General features: G+C 67.2%; 20 protein-coding genes. 9 read left to right on the top strand and 11 right to left on the bottom strand.

Annotated elements, in window-relative coordinates:
- Positions 1–81 precede the first annotated feature (81 nt).
- From ABIR74_RS06215 to ABIR74_RS06195, 5 genes are read left to right on the top strand one after another with little or no spacing between them, the layout of a single operon-like run.
- Complete coding sequence (locus tag ABIR74_RS06215) at positions 82–696, top strand: LON peptidase substrate-binding domain-containing protein (protein WP_348176002.1); 615 nt, start codon at positions 82–84, stop codon at positions 694–696.
- Between the two features lie 51 nt (positions 697–747).
- Positions 748–3,072: an HAD-IC family P-type ATPase gene (locus ABIR74_RS06210; protein ID WP_348175999.1), complete on the top strand. Its 2,325-nt coding sequence runs from the start codon at positions 748–750 to the stop codon at positions 3,070–3,072.
- A complete protein-coding gene (locus ABIR74_RS06205; protein ID WP_348175997.1) occupies positions 3,069–4,340 on the top strand; it encodes a cysteine desulfurase in 1,272 nt (423 codons plus the stop codon). The genes ABIR74_RS06210 and ABIR74_RS06205 overlap by 4 nt, the downstream gene beginning before the upstream one ends.
- Positions 4,337–4,771 carry a Fe-S cluster assembly sulfur transfer protein SufU gene (gene sufU, locus ABIR74_RS06200; protein WP_348175994.1) on the top strand — a complete coding sequence of 145 codons (435 nt, stop codon included), beginning with the start codon at positions 4,337–4,339 and terminating at the stop codon, positions 4,769–4,771. The genes ABIR74_RS06205 and sufU overlap by 4 nt, the downstream gene beginning before the upstream one ends.
- Positions 4,772–4,773: 2 nt before the next feature.
- On the top strand, positions 4,774–5,091 hold the full coding sequence (locus tag ABIR74_RS06195; protein WP_348175991.1) for a Rieske 2Fe-2S domain-containing protein: 318 nt from the start codon (positions 4,774–4,776) through the stop codon (positions 5,089–5,091).
- 387 nt (positions 5,092–5,478) lie between these two features.
- On the opposite strand, the gene ABIR74_RS06190 is transcribed toward ABIR74_RS06195, so the two are convergent.
- Together ABIR74_RS06190 and dcd are read right to left on the bottom strand one after the other, a co-directional pair.
- A complete protein-coding gene (locus ABIR74_RS06190) occupies positions 5,479–6,375 on the bottom strand; it encodes an NAD-dependent epimerase/dehydratase family protein (protein WP_348175988.1) in 897 nt (298 codons plus the stop codon).
- A complete protein-coding gene (gene dcd / locus ABIR74_RS06185; RefSeq protein ID WP_348175985.1) occupies positions 6,372–6,944 on the bottom strand; it encodes a dCTP deaminase in 573 nt (190 codons plus the stop codon). Before dcd ends, ABIR74_RS06190 begins: the two co-directional genes overlap by 4 nt.
- A 75-nt stretch (positions 6,945–7,019) precedes the next feature.
- Between dcd and ABIR74_RS06180 the strand changes: the two genes are divergently transcribed.
- Positions 7,020–8,222 carry a putative glycoside hydrolase gene (locus ABIR74_RS06180; RefSeq protein WP_348175983.1) on the top strand — a complete coding sequence of 401 codons (1,203 nt, stop codon included), beginning with the start codon at positions 7,020–7,022 and terminating at the stop codon, positions 8,220–8,222.
- 15 nt (positions 8,223–8,237) lie between these two features.
- Here the strand turns inward: ABIR74_RS06180 and pdxH are convergent, their stop codons facing one another.
- Entirely contained in the window at positions 8,238–8,834 is a 597-nt protein-coding gene (pdxH, locus tag ABIR74_RS06175) for a pyridoxamine 5'-phosphate oxidase (protein WP_348175980.1), read from the bottom strand.
- A gap of 41 nt (positions 8,835–8,875) precedes the next feature.
- Here pdxH and gabT point away from each other — a divergent pair, with 41 nt between their 5' ends.
- Entirely contained in the window at positions 8,876–10,198 is a 1,323-nt protein-coding gene (gene gabT / locus ABIR74_RS06170) for a 4-aminobutyrate--2-oxoglutarate transaminase (RefSeq protein WP_348175977.1), read from the top strand.
- Positions 10,199–10,201: 3 nt separating this feature from the next.
- On the opposite strand, the gene ABIR74_RS06165 is transcribed toward gabT, so the two are convergent.
- Genes ABIR74_RS06165 through ABIR74_RS06130 form a run of 8 tightly spaced genes read right to left on the bottom strand, consistent with a single transcriptional unit; the run spans position 10,202 to position 19,905 of the window.
- The gene (locus ABIR74_RS06165) at positions 10,202–11,215 is read right to left on the bottom strand and encodes a D-alanine--D-alanine ligase family protein (RefSeq protein ID WP_348175974.1); all 1,014 of its coding nucleotides are present in this window, start codon (positions 11,213–11,215) and stop codon (positions 10,202–10,204) included.
- Positions 11,212–13,155: a Stk1 family PASTA domain-containing Ser/Thr kinase gene (gene pknB, locus ABIR74_RS06160; RefSeq protein ID WP_348175972.1), complete on the bottom strand. Its 1,944-nt coding sequence runs from the start codon at positions 13,153–13,155 to the stop codon at positions 11,212–11,214. Before pknB ends, ABIR74_RS06165 begins: the two co-directional genes overlap by 4 nt.
- Before the next feature lie 12 nt (positions 13,156–13,167).
- Entirely contained in the window at positions 13,168–14,646 is a 1,479-nt protein-coding gene (locus ABIR74_RS06155) for a penicillin-binding protein 2 (protein ID WP_348175969.1), read from the bottom strand.
- Positions 14,643–15,953: an FtsW/RodA/SpoVE family cell cycle protein gene (locus ABIR74_RS06150; RefSeq protein ID WP_348175966.1), complete on the bottom strand. Its 1,311-nt coding sequence runs from the start codon at positions 15,951–15,953 to the stop codon at positions 14,643–14,645. Before ABIR74_RS06150 ends, ABIR74_RS06155 begins: the two co-directional genes overlap by 4 nt.
- The gene (locus ABIR74_RS06145) at positions 15,950–16,900 is read right to left on the bottom strand and encodes a Stp1/IreP family PP2C-type Ser/Thr phosphatase (protein WP_348175963.1); all 951 of its coding nucleotides are present in this window, start codon (positions 16,898–16,900) and stop codon (positions 15,950–15,952) included. Before ABIR74_RS06145 ends, ABIR74_RS06150 begins: the two co-directional genes overlap by 4 nt.
- Positions 16,897–17,388: an FHA domain-containing protein gene (locus tag ABIR74_RS06140; protein WP_348175960.1), complete on the bottom strand. Its 492-nt coding sequence runs from the start codon at positions 17,386–17,388 to the stop codon at positions 16,897–16,899. Before ABIR74_RS06140 ends, ABIR74_RS06145 begins: the two co-directional genes overlap by 4 nt.
- Before the next feature lies 1 nt (position 17,389).
- Entirely contained in the window at positions 17,390–18,235 is an 846-nt protein-coding gene (locus ABIR74_RS06135) for a DUF3662 and FHA domain-containing protein (RefSeq protein ID WP_348175957.1), read from the bottom strand.
- A gap of 23 nt (positions 18,236–18,258) precedes the next feature.
- A complete protein-coding gene (locus ABIR74_RS06130) occupies positions 18,259–19,905 on the bottom strand; it encodes a serine/threonine-protein kinase (protein ID WP_348175954.1) in 1,647 nt (548 codons plus the stop codon).
- Positions 19,906–19,993: 88 nt separating this feature from the next.
- On the opposite strand from ABIR74_RS06130, the gene ABIR74_RS06125 reads away from it, so the two are divergent.
- On the top strand, positions 19,994–21,172 hold the full coding sequence (locus ABIR74_RS06125; protein WP_348175951.1) for a hypothetical protein: 1,179 nt from the start codon (positions 19,994–19,996) through the stop codon (positions 21,170–21,172).
- A 145-nt stretch (positions 21,173–21,317) separates the two neighbouring features.
- Positions 21,318–21,788, top strand: a complete 471-nt coding sequence (locus ABIR74_RS06120) for a DUF4446 family protein (protein ID WP_348175948.1) — start codon at positions 21,318–21,320, stop codon at positions 21,786–21,788.
- Positions 21,789–21,794: the final 6 nt, after the last annotated feature.

Raw genomic sequence — 21,794 nt, 5'->3', positions numbered from 1 at the left:
TCGCGAGGAGCGTGATCGTCTTCGACAACTGAGCACCGGCAGCGTACTGAGTCGCCGTGCGAGAGGGGTAGGCTTCAGCCGATGTCCGAGATAGGTCTCTTTCCGTTGGGCCTCGTCCTGCTACCGACAGAGCAGGTGCCGCTGCACATCTTCGAGCCCCGCTATCAGGAGCTGATCGGGGAGAGCCTGGAGCAGGGTAATCCCTTCGGGATCGTCTACGCGGACGACGATGGGCTACGTCAGGTCGGGACGCTAGCGACCATCAGCGACGTGACGGAGCGCTTCGAGGACGGACGCTCGAACGTCATCGTCGTTGGGGGTGAGCGCTTCCGGTTGCTCGAGTTGACCTCGGGCCGATCGTTCGTCACGGCCAGCGTGGAGCCGTTCGCCGACCAGGACGATCCGGCGGAGGACGCCGACATCGATCGTGCCTTGGAGCTGTTCGGGCGCCTCGCCGAGTTGACGGAGAGCGACGTGGTCGCCCCCGACCGCGGGACGCCCGAGCTTTCGTTCTCGATCGCCGGCCGCTTCGAGTTCTCGGCCGAGCTGAAGCAGGAGCTCCTGGCGGAAAGCTCCGAGCGCGTCAGGCTCGTACGCCTCTGTGAGTTGCTCGCGATCGCAGCGGAGACCGTGGAGCGGCAGAGGGAAGTCGCCTTGCGGGCGCAGACGAACGGAAAGGTTCATCCTCCGAGCTGACCTCGGGGTTCTCGAGATCCGTGGCAGCGGACCGCTGTTAGCCTCGGCCGTGTGAGCTCAGGCCTGACCGAGGCGGAGGCTTCTCGGCGACTCGCAGCACGGGGCGAGCCCAGAGAGCCTCAGACCAGTCGCTCGACGGCGACGATCGTTCGCGCGAACGCGATCACACCGTTCAACGCGATTCTCCTCGCGCTTGGCCTGCTCACGCTCGTCTTCGGCGACTGGCGCGATGCACTGTTCCTGGCCATCATCGTCACGAACACCGGGATCGGGATCTGGCAGGAGCTTCGCGCTCGGCGCAAGCTCGACGAGCTCGCGGCGCTCGTCCAGCCGCGCGCGACGGTCGTACGAGAAGGAACGACAAGGCCGTTGCACGTCGCGGAGATTGTCGTCGGCGACTATGTGCTCCTTGCTCCTGGCGATCAGGTCGTCGCCGACGGGACGCTCGTCTCCAGCAACGACCTACGTGTCGACGAGTCGATTCTGACCGGCGAGGCGAAGGCGGTCGCGCGCGGGATCGGCGACGAAGTCAGGTCGGGATCGTTCGTCATCGAGGGAACCGGTTCGTTCGGCGTCGCCGCGGTCGGAGCCGAGAGCTACGCGGAGCGCATCACGGGAACGGCCCGCGAGTTCCGTCACCCGCGCTCGCCGCTCGAACGGGCGATCGACCGGCTGCTGTACGTGCTGCTCGGCGTGACGGTGCCGCTCGGCGCGATGTTCATCGTCGCTCTGTGGAAGCAGGACGTAGCTGTCAGCCACGCCGTCGAGACGGCGGTTGCGGGCATGGTGACGCTGATTCCCGAGGGGCTAGTGCTCCTCGTCTCGATCACCTATGCGGCGGCAGCAGTGCGGATGGCCCGCGCCGGTGCTCTCTCGCAGCAGCTGAACGCCATCGAGTCACTGGCGTCGGTGGACACGTTGTGTATCGACAAGACCGGCACGCTGACCGAGCCGGGGCTCCGTGTCGTCTCGCTCGTCCCGGCTCCCGGTGTGACCGAGGAGGAACTCGGCTCGGCGCTCGGCCGGTTTGCCGCTTCGTCCGAAGGGCAGAACGCGACGCTCGCGGCGGTCGCGACCGCATGGCCTGCCGATCCGGAACGCGCAGACGATGTCGTACCGTTCCTTTCCCGCCGTCGCTGGAGCGGTCTGCGGCTCGGCGGCACTCGCTACGTCCTCGGCGCTCCCGAGACCTTCGCTCTCGGAGAGCTCGATGCCCCCGTCCGTGAGTACCAGACGGCAGGTCGAAGGGTCATCGGCTTCGGCGTCACTGACGGAGAGTTCCCCGCTAGCGGCGGCACGCTTCGGCAGGTGAAACCGCTCGGTCTCGCCGTTCTCGCGGAGGAGCTCCGCCCGGCGACCACTGAGACGATCGCGTTCCTCACCGACCAGGGCGTCGAGATCGTCGTACTCTCGGGCGACGCTGTGAGCACTGTCGCCTCGATCGCGGGAGATGCCGGCATTCCCGAACGAGGCCCGTGCCGCACGGGCGAGGATCTGCCTGACGACGACGGCGAGCTGGATCGCATGGTGGCCGAGATCGGCGTTGTGGGGCGCATCTCGCCGGAGGGCAAGCGTCGGGTAGTCGAGTCTCTGCGACGGCGCGGTCGCTACGTCGCAATGGTTGGCGACGGCGTCAATGATGTCCCCGCGCTGAAGGCGTCGCGCCTGTCGATCGCGCAGGGCTCGGGTACGCAGATGGCCAAAGCGGTCTCGGACATCGTTCTCGTCAACGGTGACTTTGCCGCAGTACCGGCGATGCTCGCCGAGGGACGGCGCGTCCTCCGCAACCTCCAGAGGGTGACGAAGCTGTTCGTGACGAAGTCCGTCTTCGCTGCGTTCCTGATCGTCGCGATCGGAATCACGCCTGCCGAGTATCCCCTGCTGCCGCGGCATCTGACCATCGTCGGGACGCTGACGGTCGGGATTCCCGCGTTCTTCCTTGCGCTCGCCCCGAGCGACGGGCCCTGGCGCACCGACGGGTTCCTCCGCGAGGTCGGGCGGTTCTCGGTCCCGGCGGGCGTTGCAGCAGGGCTCGGCGTGACGACGACGTACCTCGTCGCGCTCAACGTTTTCGACCTGGGGCTGCTCCAGTCGCGAACTGCGGCCACGACGGCGCTCATCGTGATCGGGCTCTACCTCGTCCTCGCGCTCGAGGCGACGAGCACGAGGAGGGCTCGTCTCGTCGGAACGATGTGCGGGCTGCTGCTCGTCACCTACCTGCTCATTCTTCTCGTACCGGGGCTACGGCAATTCTTCGAGCTCGCGATCCCGAACCCGGCGTCGGTCGTTCTGATCGCGGTGGGCTGTGGGATCGCGATCGGCTTCCTCTGGCTCACGGACGACCGCTTCATTCCGCTCCGGAGCAGGCCGGAATGAGCCGCCCGGCTACGATGGGTGCAATGGACGTCAATACCGCGACCCCGCTCGACTCCACTGTCCTCCGAGCCGACTTCCCGTTCCTCGAGGAGCTCTCGGGAGGCAAGCCACTCGCCTACCTCGATTCCGCGTCGTCGACGCAGAAGCCGCGTCAGGTTCTCGATCGGATGCGCACGTTCTACGAGCACGAGTACGCCAACGTCCATCGTGGTGTCTACAAGCTCGCCGAGCGGGCAACCGAGGGCTACGAGGGCGCTCGGCGGACCGCCGCGGCCTTCGTCAACGCTCCCTCGGAGCGTGAGGTCATCTTCACACGCAGCGCGACCGAAGCGATCAACCTGGTCGCGTACGCTTGGGGACTCCAGAACCTCGGCCCCGGCGACGCGGTCGTGGTCACCGAGCTCGAGCATCACGCGAACTTCGTTCCCTGGCAGTTCATCGCCAGTCGCACCGGTGCCGCGTTTCGCCATATCCCGATCGACGACGCGGGCGAGCTGCAGCTCGACGCTCTGGACGAACTCGCGCGTGAGAACTCGATCAAGGTCGTCTGCGTCGGTCTGGTCTCGAACTCACTCGGCACGATCAATCCGGTAGAGGCGATCGCAGCCTGGGCGCACGAGCAGGGCGCGATCATCGTCGTCGATGCGGCACAGGCCGCGCCGCACAGACCGATCGACGTCCAGTCGCTCGGCTGTGACTTCCTTGCGCTCTCCTCTCACAAGCTCTGCGGCCCGACCGGAATTGGCGCCCTCTGGGGAAGGCGGGAGCTGCTCGAGGAGATGGCGCCGTTCAATCTCGGTGGAGAGATGATTCGTTCGGTGGGGCTCGACCGAACGACGTTCAACGAGCTCCCCTACAAATTCGAGGCGGGAACGCCGGCGATCGCCGAGGCGGTCGGCTTCGGTGCCGCGATCGACTACATCACGGCGATCGGTCTCCCGGCGATCGAGCAGCATGAGCACGAGCTCACGCGCTATGCGATGGAGCGGCTCTCGGAGCTCGACTGGGTGCGCCTGTTCGGGCCGCCGGCGGAGCGTCGCGCCGGAATCGTGTCGTTCGAGGTTGCCGGCATCCATCCACATGATGTCGCCCAGATCCTCGACTGGGAGGGAGTCGCCGTACGCGCGGGCCATCACTGCACGCAGCCGTTGATGACCCGACTCGGTGTCGCTGCGACGACCCGCGCAAGCTTCTACCTCTATTCGATCGCGGAGGAAGTCGACCGTCTGGTCGATGGCCTCCACAAGGTCAGGGCGAACCTCGGATGAGCGAGTTCGAGCAGATGTACCGCGAGGTCATCCTCGACCACTACAAGAGTCCCCGGAACCACGGGCTCCTCGACCCGAACGACGCCGTCGCTGAGGGCCAGAACCCCCTCTGCGGCGACGAGGTGACGGTCTCGGTGCGGTTCGGTGACGGAGACACCATCGAAAGCGTCGGGTTCGAGGGACGCGGCTGCGCGATCAGCCAGGCCGCGACGTCCATGCTCACCGATCTCGTGAGGGGTCGCTCGGCACAGGAGGTCGCCGTGATGTCGAAGGAGGAGCTCCTCGACGAGATCGGGATTCCGTTGAGCCCCGTCCGCCTCAAGTGCGCGCTGCTCGGGATGGGCGTTCTCAAGATTGCGCTTCACAAGGGCAAGGGGACGCCACTCCCGGAGGAGTGGGGCACCTCGAGCGGCGACATCTCGGTCAACTGACCATGGCCGAGATCGATGTGTGCCCCCTTGCCGAGTTCCCCGCGGGGACGGTCAGGATCGTCGTCGTAACGCCGTCCCTCTCGGTCGGGGTCTACAACTGCGACGGTGATCTGTTCGCGATCGAGGATCAGTGCACCCACGACGAAGGCCCGTTGTGCGAAGGCGAGTTCGACTGTGCCGAGCGAGTCGCGATCTGCCCCCGGCACGGCGCCCGGTTCGACATCACGACCGGCCGTGCGCTGACCCTTCCGGCGTACATCGATGTCGACACGTTTCCGGCGCGTGTGCGGGACGACGGAATGGTCGTCATCGACGCTTGATCGGGTCGCCGTGGGTTCGGGTTTCGTTTGGGAGTTGCCGCCGTCCACCCCCGTCGGTATACACTCCGATGAACCGCGGAAAGGAGGTGGTCCGGACGTGACAGATTCCAGCAGTACCGGCAGTGGAGGTACCAGCGGGTAGGGGCGTGTTCCCGAGACCCACCGGGGAATCGCCATAGCCAAGCGTAGGGGACGCGCGTTCCGCGCCGCCGACCGTCTCTCCTTCGGGTGAGCGGGCAGGCAGGAAGCGCCTCTGCCAAATCCAACGCTGGTTACCGGGATCGAGGGCCGCCGAAAGGCGGCCCTCATCTTTTCTCACAACGGCGCCGCCGACAAGAGGCCCCGTCCAGGGCTAGCCACCGTTCGGCGGGCGTGGCGGCGTGACCGCTACTGCGAGCGACCGACGGCGAGCTCGAGCTGTTGGGCGAGAGGCATCGTCCGGTCGAGACCGATTGCGGCCATGCTCGCACCACTGTCCGATACGACGTTGTCTCCGAGCTCGAGCATCTGCAGCTGATCGCGGGTCACCGGGGGGTGAGGGAGGCGCTCCATGATCGCTGCCTGCGGGCGCATGAACCAGAACGGCACGTGGATGGTCGGCCGTCGCGTGCCGAGGGCCTCCTTCAGGAGAGACCAGAACTCGTTCCAATCGACGATGTCAGGCCCCCCGATCTCGACCAGAACGTCGTCGGTGCGACGCACCGCCAGGCACACAGCCCGGGCGAGGTCGTCCGCCCAGATCGGCTGGAGCCGCTGGGTTCCCTTTCCGATGACGGGTGTCACGGGTGCAAGCCGTGCGATTCGTGAAAACTGCGCCAGGGCGCCGCCGTTAGGCCCGAAAACGAAGCTGGGCCGAAGGATCGCGTAGCCGAGTCCGGAGGCCCGCACGGCCTCTTCGGTCGTCCACTTGGCCCGGTAGTAGGGAACGGTGTCCTTTGTCGCCTCGCTCGTGCCGAGGGCACTCATCTGGACGAACCGTTGCACGCCTGCATCGCGGGCGGCCTCGATGAGGCTCTGGGTTCCCCGGGCCATCACGCGGTTGAAGTCCTCCGGCCTTCCCGTGAGGATGGCGACGAGATGGACGACGGCCGAACACCCCTCGGTGGCGGCGAGGAGGCTTGCCGGGGCGGTCACGTCCCCGCGGGCGAGCTCGCAGTCGACCCCGGCGAGCGCGCCAGCCCCATTCGCGTCTCGGACGAGAGCCCGAACGCGCTCTCCCGCATCGACGAGCGCGCGGACGACGTGGCCGCCGACGAACCCGGTTGCTCCGGTGACGAGGATCACGACGGGACTTCGAAGTTCTTCCAGTAGCGACTCGGCGTCGGCCCGCGCTGTCCCTGGTACTTCGAGCCGAGGCCTGCCGACCCGTACGGATGCTCCGCGGGCTCGAGCAGCTGGACGAACGAGAGCTGCCCGATCTTCATCTCCGGATAGATCGTGATCGGCAGATTGGCCACGTTCGAGAGTTCGAGCGTGACGTGACCGTCCCAACCCGGATCGATGAACCCCGCTGTCGAGTGGATCAGTAGCCCGAGTCGACCGAGCGAGCTCTTGCCCTCGAGGCGCGCGACGAGGTCATCGGGGAGAGCGATGCGCTCGAGCGTCGAGCCGAGCACGAACTCGCCGGGATGGAGGATGAAAGGCTCGTCGCCTTCGATCTCGACGAGCTCGGTCAAGCCCTCGAGCTCGGTCTTGACGTCGATGAAGGGATATCGCGAGTTTCGAAAGACCCGAAACAGGCGATCAACGCGGACGTCGAGGCTCGCAGGCTGCATGAGCGCGTCGTCGTACGGGTCGATGATGATGCTGCCTTCGGCGATCAGCCGGCGGATCGACCTGTCGGAGAGAACCATGCCAGCGATCCTAGAGGGTTTGCGCAATCTGTTCGCTGAGGGCCGCGATGAGGTACGCTCGGTGATCCTGTGTCCATGCTCTACGGACCGATGGACCCGAATGAGCGTTTCCGCGCCCGTCGGGACCAGACACGCCGAACGAAGCGGCGCCGACGCGCTGCGGTCCTCGCCCTCCTCCTCGTCGTCGTCATCGCCGTTGCCATGGGCGCCCGGTTCGTCGGTGACGCGTCCACTATCGCACCGGGTGTGCGCGCCAACGGTGCTGCAACTCCAGCCGTGGGCGTTCCGAGCGCTAGCGCACGAAGCGAGCGGCGCCCACTTCCGGTCGAGATCCGCGGCGTCCACGTCACGGGGGCGTTGGCCTCGCTGCCCGGGAAGTTCCGCGAGTACATCGGCTACAAGCGCTATGGCCTGAACACGATCGAGCTCGACGTCAAGGACGAGGGCGGGGAAATCGGGTTCACGCCGGCCGACGTACCTCTGGCCCGTACGTCCGGCGCGACCCGCCCGTACTACAACCCCAAGGCCCTCGTCGGGCTCGCACACCGGAATGGCGTGTACATGATCGGACGTGTCGTCTGCTTCCAGGATCCGCTGCTCGCGAGCGCACGTCCCGACCTCGCAGTCCAGCGCTCCGACGGCAGCGTGTGGACGACCTCGGCCGGCCTCGGGTGGGTCAACCCGTACGACCGTCGGGTCTGGGACTACTGCGCCTCGATTGCCGAGGCGGCTGCGAAGGCAGGCTTCGACCAGATCATGTTCGACTACGTGCGCTTCCCATCGGACGGCGACGTCGGCGCCGCGGTGTACCCGGGTCGCACGAGCGTCTCGAAGGGCCGCGTCATTGCCGACTTCGTCGCGTACGCGAGCAAGAGACTCGAACCGTACGGTACGAGAGTGTCGACGGCGCTCTTCGGACTCGCAGCAACGCGCGATCTCGGGATCGGCCAGGTTCCGCGGTGGATCTCGAAGAGCGCTGACAGCGTCTCGCCGATGTCCTACCCGGTGCTCTACGGCGGTGGCGAACTCGGCCTCGAGAGTCCGAGCGCCGAGCCGGGCGAGACCGTGTTCAGAACGCTGACGGACTTCCGGCGCCAGCTCAAGGGCTCAGAGGCCCAGCTCGTCCCGTGGATTCAGGACTGGGACTACGGCACCGAGGAGGTTCTCGCCCAGATCGACGCCGCGCGTCTCCAGGGGGCCAAGGGCTATCTGCTGTGGAACGCCTCCGGCTTGTACACGACCGCTGCTCTCGCGCCCGCCGGCACCTACGGCGGCTGAAGCTTGCTGGCCCGCCTAGGGCGCCAGTCGTTGCTTCGTCCAGCCGCCTGCTGCGAGCGCGTACTGGACACGGTCGTGGAGTCGTCCCGGGCGGCCCTGCCAGAACTCGAACGTCGTCACCACGATGCGGTACCCACCCCAGAACGGAGGCAGCGGTAGGCTCGCCTGCGCATCGAATCGCTCCGCGACCTCGGCGGCTCGCCGCTCCAGCTCGTCGCGACCCGAGACAGGTTGCGACTGCGGCGACGCCCACGCGGAGATCTGGCTGTCGCGGGGTCTCGTACCGAAGTAGGCGGAGGACTCCTGCGCAGAGAGCTCCTCGACCGAACCTTCGATGCGTACCTGGCGCTCGAGCGGCTTCCAGTGGAGAACGCCGGCGGCCCGCGCATTGTCCCTCAGCTCGGCACCCTTCCGGCTGGTGCGATTGGTGTAGAAGACGAAGCCGCGCTCGTCGTGGCCCTTGAGCAGCACCATGCGAACCGACGGCGCGCCAGCGAGCGTTGCCGTTGCGAGAGCCATCTGCTCGGGGTCCGGGACTCCGCCCGCGATTGCTTCGCCAAACCACGTGTCGAACTGCGCGTGAGGGTCGAGGGAAAGGTCGCCGGTGCGCACGGGCCGAGGGTAGCCATTCGGCGCTCCGGTACGCTTCGCCGGTGGCCACGACCCGATCGATCGAGATTCGCACGGACATCCCGGGACCGCGCTCCCGCGACCTTCTCGCGCGAGGCGAGACCGCAATCGCGAAGCCGTTGCAGGTGTATCTCCCGGTGTTCGCCGCCGAGGCGCTGAACGCGACGATCACCGACGTCGACGGCAACACGCTCATCGATTTCGCAGGCGGTGTTGGCGTTATCAACGTGGGTCATTGCCACCCGAGGGTCGTCGAGGCTATTCAGGAACAGGCAGCGCGGTTCGTGCACACCGACTTCACGGTCGTGCCGTACGCGTTGTACGTCGAGCTCGCCGAGCGGCTCGGCGACCTTGCGCCGTTCGAGGGTGCCACTCGAGCGGCGTTCTTCAACTCGGGTGCAGAGGCCGTCGAGAATGCCGTCAAGATCGCCCGGCTCGCGACGGGCCGTCCCGCGGTGATCGCGTTCGAGGCCGCGTTCCACGGTCGCACGATGCTGGCCATGACGATGACGTCGAAGGTGCACCCGTACAAGACGGGAATGGGCCCCTTCGCTCCCGAGGTGTACCGGGCCCCGTTCCCTGACGCGTACCGCGGCCCGTCGGCGGCCGACGCGCTCGGTGAACTCGAGCGGATGTTCTCCTCGCACGTTGCTCCTTCCCAGGTCGCCGCCATCGTCTTCGAACCGCAGCTCGGCGAGGGCGGGTTCGTTCCGGCGTCCGCAGAGTTCGTCGAGGGGCTCAGGCGGATCTGCGACCGCGAGGGAATCCTCCTCGTCGCGGACGAGGTGCAGACCGGCTTCGGGCGAACGGGAAAGATGTTTGCCATGGAGCACTACGCGGTCGAGGCCGACCTCATGTGCGTCGCCAAGTCGATCGCCGCGGGCCTACCTCTCTCGGGCGTGATCGGCAAGGCGGCCATCATGGACGCGCCACACGTGGGGGCTATCGGGGGAACGTACATCGGAAACCCCGTCGCGCTCGCAGCTGCGCTCGCCGTCCTCGATATCGTCGCCGACGAGGATCTCGTCGGGCGTGCGAACGTCATCGGAGCGCTGATTCGTGAGCGAATGTTGGCGTGGCAGGCGAGGTGGCCGCGAATCGGGGATGTTCGTGGGCTCGGCGCCATGCTGGCGATCGATCTGGTCAAGGACCCTGCGACGAGGGAACCGGCATCAGAGCTCGCGGCTGCCGTGATCGACGCGGCTCTCGAACGAGGCTTGATTCTGCTCAAGGCCGGGATCTCGGGCAACTGCATCCGCGTCCTGTGCCCGCTCACGATCGAGGACGCGGTGCTGGACGAGGCTCTCGCTGTCTGGGAAGACGCGCTCGAGAGCGTTCTCGATTAGCGGCTAGTACGCGAGCGCGCGCCGCTGCGCGTGGCGGTCGAGCGCAAGCTCGACGAGCCGGTCGAGAAGTGCAGCGTACGGAATGCCGCTTTCCGCGAAGAGCTTCGCGTAGACGCTCGTTGCGGTGAAGCCGGGGATCGTGTTCAGCTCGTTGACGACAACCTGTCCGTCGGGGCGCACGAAGAAGTCGACGCGCGCCATCCCCTCGCAGTCGGTCGCGATGAATGCCTCAACGGCGAGCCGACGCACCTCCTCGGTGACCTCGTCCGGGAGACGGGCGGGAACGATCAGATCCATCCCTCCGGCCGCGTACTTCGCGTCGTAGTCGTACCAGTCGGCGTGCGCCACGATCTCGCCGACAACAGAGGCGATCGGCTCACGGTTCCCGAGCACGCCGACCTCGACCTCGACTCCGGGCTGAAACTCCTCGACGAGCACCTTGTCGTCATGCCGTCGTGCGAGTGAGACGGCGACGTCTAGCTCGGTGGGCGTCGTGGCCTTGGAGATTCCGACCGAGGATCCGAGGCGAGCAGGCTTCACGAACACGGGGTAGCCGAAGGGGTTCTCCACCGCGTCGCCGGTGCGCAGAGTGACGCTCGAGGCAACCGGGATGCCGCGGTCGCGGAGGACAGCCTTGAAGAGATCCTTGTCCATGCACAGCGCGGACGCCGTCACGCCGGCGCCGATGTAGGGAATGTCGGCGAGTTCGAGCAGACCCTGAACCGTCCCGTCCTCGCCGAAGGGGCCGTGGAGGATCGGCAGAACCACGTCGATGGCCCCGAGCGCCTGCGGAGCGGCGGCCGTAGGTATCGGGAGGCTCGCGTGGGCCCTGTCGATGGCGGGGGCTCCGGGGCCTCGCGGCAGCGCCCAGACGCCGTCCCGGCCGATCTCGATCGTTCGTGTCTCGTAGCGGTCAGGGTCGAGGGCCTCGACGACGGAGCGAGCCGACGCGAGCGAGATCTCGTGTTCGCTCGACCGGCCACCCGCGAGAACCGCGACCCGGATGCGCGTCGTCACGGAGTAGTTGTCGTCGCGGCCGGCGTCGACGTCGTGGGTACGTAGACGCCGACGGAGAGCGTGATCACGGTGTTCGGATCCTGCTGCGTGTTTCCCGGCGGATCCTGCGAGATGACGACACCGTCGAACGTCTGATCATCGGTCTCCTGGTTCGTGACCGTGACCTTGAAGCCGGCATCCGTCAGCGTCGTCCTGGCGTCGGCAGTCGTGAGGCCCGTCACATCCGGCACGGGCGTCGTCTGGGGGCCGTTCGAGACGGAGAGAGTGACTTTAGAGCCCTTCGTTGCTGTTGACGACCCGGCGGGCACCTGGCTGACCACGACACCCGCAGGTTGGTCACTCTCGACGTCGGTGCGCGCGACCGCGAACCCTGCTGCCTGCAGTTGCTGCAGTGCGGCCGAGTAGTCGAGCCCGACGACGGGGGGAACCGCGACCTGCTTCGGCCCTGTCGAGTAGTTGATCCTGACGGTCGCCCCCTCGACGAGGGACGTTTGTGCGGACGGATCCTGTGCGGTGACGGTACCTGCCGGCTTGTCGGACGGAACGCCGACGCTCTTGGCCACGAGCCCGACTCGCGTGAGCGTGGCCACCGCATCCGTGACCTGCGAGCCGACGACGTCGGGCACAGTGACATTCTTCTTTCCCGTCGAGACGAGGATCGTGACGATGCCGTCCCGCGCGAGTGCCGTGCCCTCGACCGGTGACTGGTCGAACACGATGCCCGCTGGCTGGTCGCCGTTCGGGACGCGACGGACATTCGACTCGAATCCGTCGCCGGCGATCAAGTCGACGGCACGCACCTCGAGAATCCCCGTGTACTGCTGCACGACGAGTGGCTTGTTGTCGTTGATCTGATCCTGCACGTTCCCGTAGAGGAACCATCCTCCGACGCCGAGTGCAATCGCGGCGAGGGCCACGAGCACCCACGGCCAGGGGCTTCTGCGACGGGCGACCGGTGCCTCGTAGGCGCGGTAGCGCTCGTCGCCGGTGTACGTCCCGCCCGTAGCGGGAGGAAGCGGGGCCGCGACTCGCGTTGCGGCAGTCGCGTCCATTGCGCCCGCACCCGCAAGAACCATTGTCGCCGCGGTCTCCGTCTCGCTGCCGACGGCCTCCCCGCGTGCCACGAGCTCGAGGTCGCGATCGAGCTCGCCTGCCGAGCGGTAGCGGTCGGCAGGCTCCTTCGCAAGCGCTCGGAGCACGACGAGGTCCAGGTCTCGTGGGATCTCGGAGCGACGCACCGACGGCGGCTCGGGGGTCGCCGAGAGGTGCTTCATCGCGATCTCGACGGGCGTCTCGCCCGTGAACGGGACGGTGCCGGTGAGCAGCTCATAGAGGACGATCCCCGTCGAGTAGAGATCGGAGCTCTCGTCCACCGGGGCGCCGCGCGCCTGCTCGGGGGAGAGGTACTGCGCCGTTCCCACGATCGAGCCGGCCTCGGTCATCTCGCTCGTGCCCGCGCGCGCGATGCCGAAGTCGGCGACCTTCACGCGCCCCTCGCGATCGACGAGCACGTTGTGAGGCTTGATGTCGCGGTGAATGATCCCGTTCTTGTGCGCGTAGCGCAGCGCAGCAAGGATCTGGCGGGTGTAGGAGATCGCGACCGGCACGGGGCACGGCCCGCGCGTCACGACGAGCTCCTTCAGCGTGCGCCCCTCGATGTACTCCATCACGATGTAGTAGGAGCCATCGGCGACGCCGCGATCGAAGACCGAGACGATGTTGGGGTGCGAGAGCCCCGCGGCGTGCGTCGCCTCACGGCGGAAGCGCTCGACGAACTGCTCGTCCGAGGCGTAGCGCTCGTGAAGGATCTTCACCGCGACGCGACGACCGAGCTCCTGGTCCTCTGCGAGCCAGACGTCGGCCATTCCGCCCGAGCCAAGCTTGCGCTCGAGGCGGTATCGCTCTGCAAAGAGGGTTCCTGTGAGGTCGTTGCGTGCCATGAGATGTGCTCGTTAGTTCTTCGCCGTCGAGGTCAAGAGTGCCTGCAAAACCTGGCGTGCGATCGGGGCAGCCGTCGCACCACCGGTCAGCGACTGATTCTGGAGAACGACGGCGATGGCGTAGCGGGGCTTCTCGCCGTCAGCGCCGGCGAATGCAATGAACCAGGTCGTGTTGCTCCCGTCGATGCCCGTCTCGGCCGTTCCCGTCTTGCCGCCGATTCGCAAGCCCGACACCTGCGCTGCTCCACCCGTTCCGGCCTGAACCGCTCGCACCATCATCTCTCCGACGTCCCGGGCAGTCGCCGGCGACACGGCACGACGGATCTTCGTCGGACGCGTCCGCGTGCGGGTCTTTCCATTGGGGCTCACCGTCTTCTCGACGACGAACGGCCGCATGAGGATGCCGTCGTTGCCAATCGCGCCTGCGACCATCGCCATCTGCAGCGGAGTGACGAGCAGGCGCTCCTGTCCGAATGCCATCCGCCCCGGGTCGACATCCCGATCGCGACGAGGATCGTAGAGCTCGCCGCCCTTGAAGAGCCCGCTCGGCAGCCGCTCGCTCTCGGGCGTCTCGAGGGGCGGCCGCTCGTAGAAACCGAATGCCTTGGCCTGCCTGACGATCGCCTTCGCCCCGAGCTTGAGGCCGATGTTGCAGAAGACGGAGTTGACGGAGTACTGCAGCGCCGTCGCGAGCGTGACGGTGCCGTACGGGCGACTCGTGTCGAAGTTGTTCACGCGCCTGCCGTACACGGTGCAGTACCCGGGGTCGGAGAAAGTCGACTTCGTTGTGAACTTGCGCGAGTCGAGCGCTGCCGAAGCGGTGACGACCTTGAACGTCGAGCCTGGCGGATAGAGGCCCTGGCTGGCGCGATTCAGGAGCGGCGAAGCCGGTGTGCAGTCCGCACGGATCTTCTCGATGCGCCCGAAGCTCTCCTCGACGTCGTTCGGGTTATAGGTCGGCGACGAGACCATCACGCGCACGCGCCCCGTTCTCGGGTCGAGGACGACGACCGCGCCGCAGCGCGTCCCGAGCGCCTCGAGTGCGGCGCGCTGGCCGTTCACATCGAGGGTCGTCACGACCGTATCTCCGATGATGGGACGTCCGTTCAGCTTGTCGAGCGAACGATCGACGAGGGAGGAGAGACTCCGCTCGGACCCGGTCAGAATCGAGTTCAACGACCGTTCGAGGCCGGTGCGGGCGCGTGCGACGGTCGAATAGCCGACGACGTGTGCGGTGAGCGGGCCCTGCGGGTAGCGGCGAAGGTAGAAGGTGCGGTCGCCGACGCGACGCCCCTTGTTGCGTGCCAGCACCCGGGCTGGGGAGAGGATCGGGCCGCGCTTGATCTCGAACTGGGCGACGCGCTGAATGGCGTTGTCCTGTCGCTCGGCGAGCGCGGGGCGAGCCCAGGTCTGCCAGTACGTCGTCGCGACGATCAGCGCGATCATCAACCCCATGGCGAGGCCGGCGACGCGGGAGATCTGCCGGTTCATCGCGTCACCGCCGTCGCTGCTGCACGATTCGAAACGAGAAGCAGCAGAGCGAGCATGACGAAGTTCGAGAGAATCGACGAGCCGCCGTACGAGACGAAGGGCAACGTGATCCCGGTCAGGGGGACGACGCGGAGGACGCCCCCCACGATGATGAACGTCTGCAGGGCAAGGCCGAACGTGAGGCCCGTTGCAAGGAGCTTGGAGAAGCCGTCCTGAGCGATCAGGGCGATCCTCATCCCGCGGGCGACGAACACCATGACGAGGAGGAGAACCGCGGCCGAGCCGACCAGCCCGACCTCCTGGGCAATCGCCGAGTAGATGAAATCGGTGTTCAGGTACGGGATCAGCTGCGTCCCGTCTACCGTCGTGAAGGTGCCCTTCCCGAGGCCCGTGCCGCCGTACCCACCGTTCGCGATCGAGTAGAGGCTCTTCACGAGTTGGTATGAGTCGCAGTTCTGACGGAAGTCGAGCTCCCCGCTGATCGAGCAGTACACCCGCTCGTCCGTCCACGGGTGGAGCCACACCGTCACGCGCTGCTGCACACGCCCGAGGGAGTTGTAGAGCATGGCCGAACCCGCGAGGAACAGGCCGAGCCCGGCGCCGACGTAGAGGAACCGCCCCGTCGCGGCGTAGACCATCGCCAGGAAGATCCCGAAGTTGAGCAGGGCCGAGCCGAGGTCGCTCGTCTGGACGAGAACGAGCATCGAGGCGCCCCAGATCAGGAGCAGTGGTCCAAGATCCTTCAACCGGCCCTGGGCCAGAGCCTCCCGCTTGTCACGGAGGTAGCCGGCGAGGAAGATGATCATGAAGATCTTCGCGAGCTCTCCCGGCTGGAACTGCATCGAGCCGACCTTGATCCAGAGCTTGACTCCGTTGACCCGATGCCCGAGGCCCGGAATCGACGGGAGAAGCAGGAGCACGACCGCAGAGATCCCGAAGATGTACTTGTACCGCTCGAGCACGCGGTAGTCGAACCGAAGCCAGAAGAGCGTCGCCGCGAGGACGCCGATCCCGAGGGCTACCCAGACGGCCTGACGTCGCGCATCCTCGGGGTTGAGGCGGTAGATCACCGTGAGGCCGAGCGCGGTCAGCAGGGCGACGAGGGGCAGCAGCGTCGGGTCGGCGTACGGAACCGTGAATCGCGCGACCAGATGCGCGACGAGGTAGAGCCCGAGGATGACGCCGATGTAGCCGAGCCAGCGGGTCGTCACGAGCCCCGTCCCGACGATCGAGACGCTCGCAAACGCAGCGGAGGCGACGAGAGCGACGAACCCGAGATTGAGGAGCTCCCTGTTCCGCGCGCTCACCGCTTGAGGCTCCACCAGATGACGATCGCCGCGATCGAAATTGCGAGGAGAATCGCGAGCAGTGCGAGCCAACGACCTCCGGCGCCCGCGCCGTGACGCTGGATCGGCGGAGTCGAAAGCGGGGTCGCGCTTGCGGAGGCCGCGTTCTCCCCGGGCTCGAGTGCGTGCTCTGCCGTATCGTCGTCAGGATCGGGCGCTGTCGGTTCGGGCGCAGGCGCTGGCACGGGGTCGCCGGCCAGGATCTCGAAGAGGACGACGGTGATGTTGTCGATCCCACCGGCGCTGTTGGCCGCGTCGACGAGGGACTGCACCGCCGCCTCCGGGTCGTCTTCGGCTGCAGCGATGAGTTCGAGGATGTGCTCATCCCGCACGAGGTCGGTGAGGCCATCCGAGCAGATCAGGTAGAGATCGCCCGGAAGGGCGTCGAGCACCTCGGTGTGAACATCGACGGTTGGCTCCGTGCCGACAGCCCGCGTGATCACCGACCGATGTGGATGCTGCTCCGCTTCCTCGGTCGAGAGTCGACCGGCGCGCACGAGCTCGCCGACGAGCGAGTGATCCGGCGTCAGTTGTTCGAGCCCTTCATCTCGGATCCGGTAAGCACGCGAGTCACCGACATGACCGATCGCGACGGTGCAGGCCGTCTCGTCCACGAGGAGCGCGGTCACGACCGTGCCCATCCCGGCTGCGTCCGGATCATCCAGAGCGTGCCTGTAGATGCGGTTGTTCGCTTCGAGGATGAGCGCGGTGAGCGTGTCCTCGCCGAAGGACCCGGGAAGGCGCTCCTCGAGCGTTGCCGCTGCGAGCCGCGAGGCGATCTCGCCCGCCTTGGCACCTCCCACGCCGTCCGCCACGGCGAAGAGCGGCGGATCGCAGACGAACGTGTCCTCGTTGTGGGGTCGGCGCCGACCCGTATCCGTCAGCGCGCTCGCTCGCCCGGTTCTCACGTCTCCACCTGCAAGTCGGTCTTGCCGATGCGGATGATGTCGCCGGGGACGAGGAGTCGGGCGGTTGTCACGCGGGCACCGTTGACGAACGTTCCGTTCGTCGAGCCGACGTCCTCGACCCACAGGCCGTCGGGCCGCGGTTCGAGCATCGCGTGCCGTGTCGACGCGAAATCGTCGCCGTCGAGGCGGATCGCGTTCTCGCCGCCGCGACCGAGCCTCGTCGGCTCCCGGATCTCGACCGTGCTGCCGGGCTGCAAGGTCGAGCTCTCGAGCACGAGTAGGCGGGCCGCGGGGGTTGGCAGTACCGGCTCGTACCGCGCCCGGAGCTCGTTCGCCTCCTTCGCGCTGAGCACGATCGACTCCTGTGGGGCTGACCGGAGATCCCGCGTCACCGAGCGCACGACGGCCCAGATGAACAGATAGAGAAGAACGAGAAACGCGATCTTCAGAGCGAGCAGCGTTTGCTCGGTATCGAGGTCCCCGAACACGCTACGGAAGGGAGCGGCCGAAGACGATATCGGTCGCACCGATCGTGATTCGGTCACCGTCGGTCAACGTCTCGCGCGTGATCCGGCGGCCGTTCAGCTCCGTTCCGTTCGTCGAACCGAGGTCGGCGACGACGTACGAATCGCCGTCCTTCCTCACCTCGGCATGGCGCCGTGAGGCGTTGCCATCCGTGACGCGAAGGTCGCACTCCCGGGATCGCCCGATCACGACACCAGCGGGCGTGACGGGGTGCGCTCGTCCGTCGAGCGTCAAGGTCACGACCTCCCGAGGTGGCTCCGGAGCCAGGGGGACGACGGGCATCAAGGTTTCGGGCTCGGCCTGCCGGTAGATCATCGTCGTTGCGACGGCGGCCGGCGCCTCGACAGACGGCGCCGGTGCCGCCGGGATGGGGATCGAGACGCTCTCAACAGGGGCAGGTAGCGCCGGCCGGGCCGCTGGGAGAGAGGGCAACCCGTCCTCGGGCTGCGCGACGCGCGTCGCGATCCCGAACTCGCCGACGGCGAGGTCGTCGTCGGTCGCGAACTTGACGCGCGGAGGTGTCAGCAGCGCATACGCCTCGCGTCTTGCGTGCTCGGTGAGGTACTCCTGCAGTTCGCCGATCAGAGACCCCTCGTAGGAGAGGAACTGTTGCCGGTCGCCGCTCGAGAGATAGATCGTGTACTCGTTCGGGACGTACACACGCGAGACGGAGACCGAGCGATGCTCGTCCATCTCCTTCGCGAGCTTGCGGGCGAGCTCGACCGGCTGAACGTGCGTTCGGAAGGCGCGACCGAAGACGCCCTCGAAGAGGCCCTCGATCTTGCTCTCGATGGTACGCAGAACGCTCATGTGCCGGAGTTGCCGCCTGGTGGCTAAGGGTAGCGGCCGGCCTGGAACGTACGGGTCGCGAGGATCGCGCAGAGGGCGAAGGTTCCGAGCACGATCGAGAGCGCCGAGAGCGTGGGAGCGAGGAACAGGATCAGTCCGATCTGGCAGGCCCCGAGGAGCGCGATCCCCCGGAAGCCCCGCTTGCGGGCGTCGGGCAGTAGCGCCGCCGCGCCGGCGAGCACGGTCGCGAGCGCGACGAACCAGGGATTCTCCTGCAGGAGGGCGACAACAGAGCCGACAACGGCGGCGAGGCTCGTCGAGCCAGCGACACCGAGGTTCGAGACGGAATCGCCCGTGAGCGGGAGCGGGCCACCACGGAGGCCTGCGACGGCGACGGCCGCGAAGACACCAGCGAACGCCTGCAGTGCTCGCCGAGCGCGGCCCCGCGCGGGTTGGACGGCGAGCGGAAGGAGCGCGATCGCTCCGATCGCTGCGAGAACCGGGCCGGTCATGAAGAGAAGGCCCGCACGTGCGTCACGCCAGCTGAAGGCGAACCAGAGGACGGCGAGAGCCCCGTAGGTGACGGCGGCGGCCTGGGCGACGTTACCGAGCGGAAACAGGGGTACGGACAGCGCGAGGGCGAGCCCGAGTCGGGGGGAGCGCAGCGTCGAAAGTGCGGCGGCAAGCGCGAGGAGGATCGTCAGCCCGGGCGTCCAGAACGGAAGCAGGGTTGCACCGATCACCACGATGATCGCGGCGAGGCCGGCCGGAACGAGGCGCTGTTCGAGCGGGAGCGCGGCCGTCGCAACCCTGGGCGTTGGGGCCGGCCTGCGTTCACGCGCCGGGCCCGTTCGATCTCGACGGGGCGACGTGACTGCGGTTCGAAGGTCGCGGGCGAGTCGCTCGGCGGACGGCCGCCGCGTCGCGTCGACTGTCAGGGCCGAGGAGACGGCGTCGGTCAGTGCCGGCGGCAGGTCCGAGCGCTTCTCCGCGAGGGGCGCGGCCCCCGACTCGATTGCGGCGGCGACCTGCGGGAGGGGCACGCCCCAGAACGGATGCTCGCCCACGAGTGACTCCCACAGGAGCACCCCGACGGCCCAGACGTCGCTTGCCGTCGTTGCGTCTCCTCCTGTCAGGCGCTCGGGTGCGATGTATGCGAGCGTTCCCGGAACGTCCCCAACGGCGGTGAGGGTGTCTGCCTCGTCGAACTGGGCGAGTCCGAAGTCGAGGAGCCTGATCGACAGCTCGGGGCCTTCCTCGACCAGCACGTTCGACGGCTTGACGTCTCGATGGACTATCCCGAGGCCATGCGCATGGGCGAGCGCGTCGAGGATCTGGGCGGCCGCCTCGATCGAATCGCGGTCGCTCAGCTTGCCACTGCGAAGCGCCTCGCGCATCGTCTGACCCTCGACGTACTCGTACGCGATGTAGACGTGGCCGCTGTCGCCACCGAAGTCGTAGGCGCGCACGCATCGCTCGTGCCGAAGCCGCGACGCAGCTTCCATCTCTCGCGCCGCGCGCGATGCTCGCTTGCCCTCACGGGGGACGATCTTGAGAGCGACCTCGAGGCCCGTTCGCTCGTCTCGAGCGAGCCAGACGGAGCCTGAACCACCGCGGCCGATCGGCCGGAGAGGCCGGTAGCGGTCGAGCACGAGCTCGGGTGTGGGAAGGGCGTACGCTGTGCTCGACACGTCCACCGACTCTTCGCCGCGGCAGAGGACCTCCCTTCCAGACCGGAACATGGCGTAGACTCCGCTCGTCCCCTGCAGGAGCATTTCAGTGAGCTCGAACGACGACGATATTCTCGACTTCGACTTCTTCGAAGACGACGCAACCCGCGAATCCGGCGTCGGCTCGGGCGGCGCGCGTGACACCGCAGGCGCGGAGCCCTCGCGTGGCGGAGGAGGAGGCGGGCGCCCGCGAGGCCCGTCGCTACGGGCACCTCACGGGCTCGCACCCATCCTGCGACTCGTCGGGTTCGTCGCTTTCGCGATCCTGATCATCGTGTTGCTCATCGTCTGGGGACAGGGCTGCTCCAGCGACAAGAAGCGGTCGAGCTACGGCGACGCGATGACCGAGCTCGGGACCAACGGCGCGAGCTCGGCCAAGATCGGCAGCGACCTCGCGGAGCTCCTGACGACGCCGGGCCTGAAGCAAGCTGAGCTCGAGACGAAGCTCGGCGGCCTGATCGATCGGCAACGGCAGGGTCTCGAGAGCGCTCAGGCACTGGACGTTCCCGGCCCGTTGCGGCCGGCAACCGATCACGGGGCCGAGGCGCTCCAGCTTCGCGTGAGTGGGATGCAGGGGCTCCTGGACACGTTCGTGGCGACGAAGGGCGACGACTCGGACAACGCGACGGCGGCCGGCGAGAAGCTCGCTGCGCAGGCGCAGCAGCTCGAGGCGAGCGATGTCGTCTGGCGCGTTCTGTTCCAGGTTCCCGCCCAGGCGACACTCGAGGACGAGGGCGTTGGTGACCTCAAGGCACCATCGTCGGTGTTCGTGGAGACTGCCGAGCTCTACTCGACGCGCTCGATGACCCAGATCTGGCTCCGGATTCACGGTGCTTCGACCGGGGGCACGCCGTCCGGCGTCCACGGCACGGGGCTCGAGAAGGTGCTGGTCCAGCCGGGCGGCGCGCAACTCTCGCCCGACACCGAGACGACGATCAAGGCGTCGACCAACCTCGCCTTCGAGGTGTTCGTGAAGAACACGGGCGAGAACCAGGAGGTGGGCATCGAGGTGACGCTGACGATCCCCAAGGGCACGGCTCCGATCGTGAAGAAGCAGACGATCGACCTGCTCGACATCGGCGTGACGAAGGCGGTTACGTTCAAGGACTTCCCCGACCCGCCGTTCGGTGAGAAGACGTCGGTACAGGTGAGCGTGAAGCCTGTTCAGGGCGAGACAAACACGGGGAACAACAGCGCCGAGTATCCCGTCATCTTCTCGCTCGAGTAGTGGTCTTTCCGGGAAGTCCAGTCGTGGTGCGCCGGCGAAGACCGAGCAGGGCGAAGAGGCAGGGAGTTCGCGGACAGGTCGGTAAGGGTGCGACGAGGGACGAAGCCGTGCGCTGTGCTTGCAGGACTTTCCGGAGAGACCATTGATGGACGCCACCCTTGCTGTCGCGATCGCGGCGTGCCTTGTGGCCGCTCTCGCGCTCCTGCTGATCCTGGTGCTCATGCGACGGCTCCGGAAGCTCCAGGGTGGTCAAAAGGCCGTTCTCGGCGGTGCCTCTCACGACATGGTCGACTTCGCAGTGTCGCTCCAGGGAAGGATCGACGACCTTGACCGCGCAGTGGACGAGGTCGCGGCCGGACTGTCGCGGGTCGACCGTCGCATCGACGGTGCGATCACGAACACGGCCGTCGTGCGCTACGACGCCTATGAGGACACGGGCGGGAAGCAGTCAGCGTCCTTCGCCTTTCTCGACGCAACGCGGACAGGAACCGTCGTAACGGCGATCCAGGGTCGCGACTATGCCCGCATCTACGTGAAGGACGTCGAGCGGGGCACGGCGTCCGTGGCGCTCTCTCCCGAGGAGCAGATGGCAGTCGAGCGGGCAATGGCGCGTTGATCTCGG

Origin of the sequence: Gaiella sp. (assembly GCF_039915195.1) — a bacterium.
Lineage (GTDB): Bacteria > Actinomycetota > Thermoleophilia > Gaiellales > Gaiellaceae > Gaiella.
The sequence above is the reverse complement of the archived record's forward strand: the minus strand, read 5'-3'. Positions and strand labels throughout refer to the sequence as shown.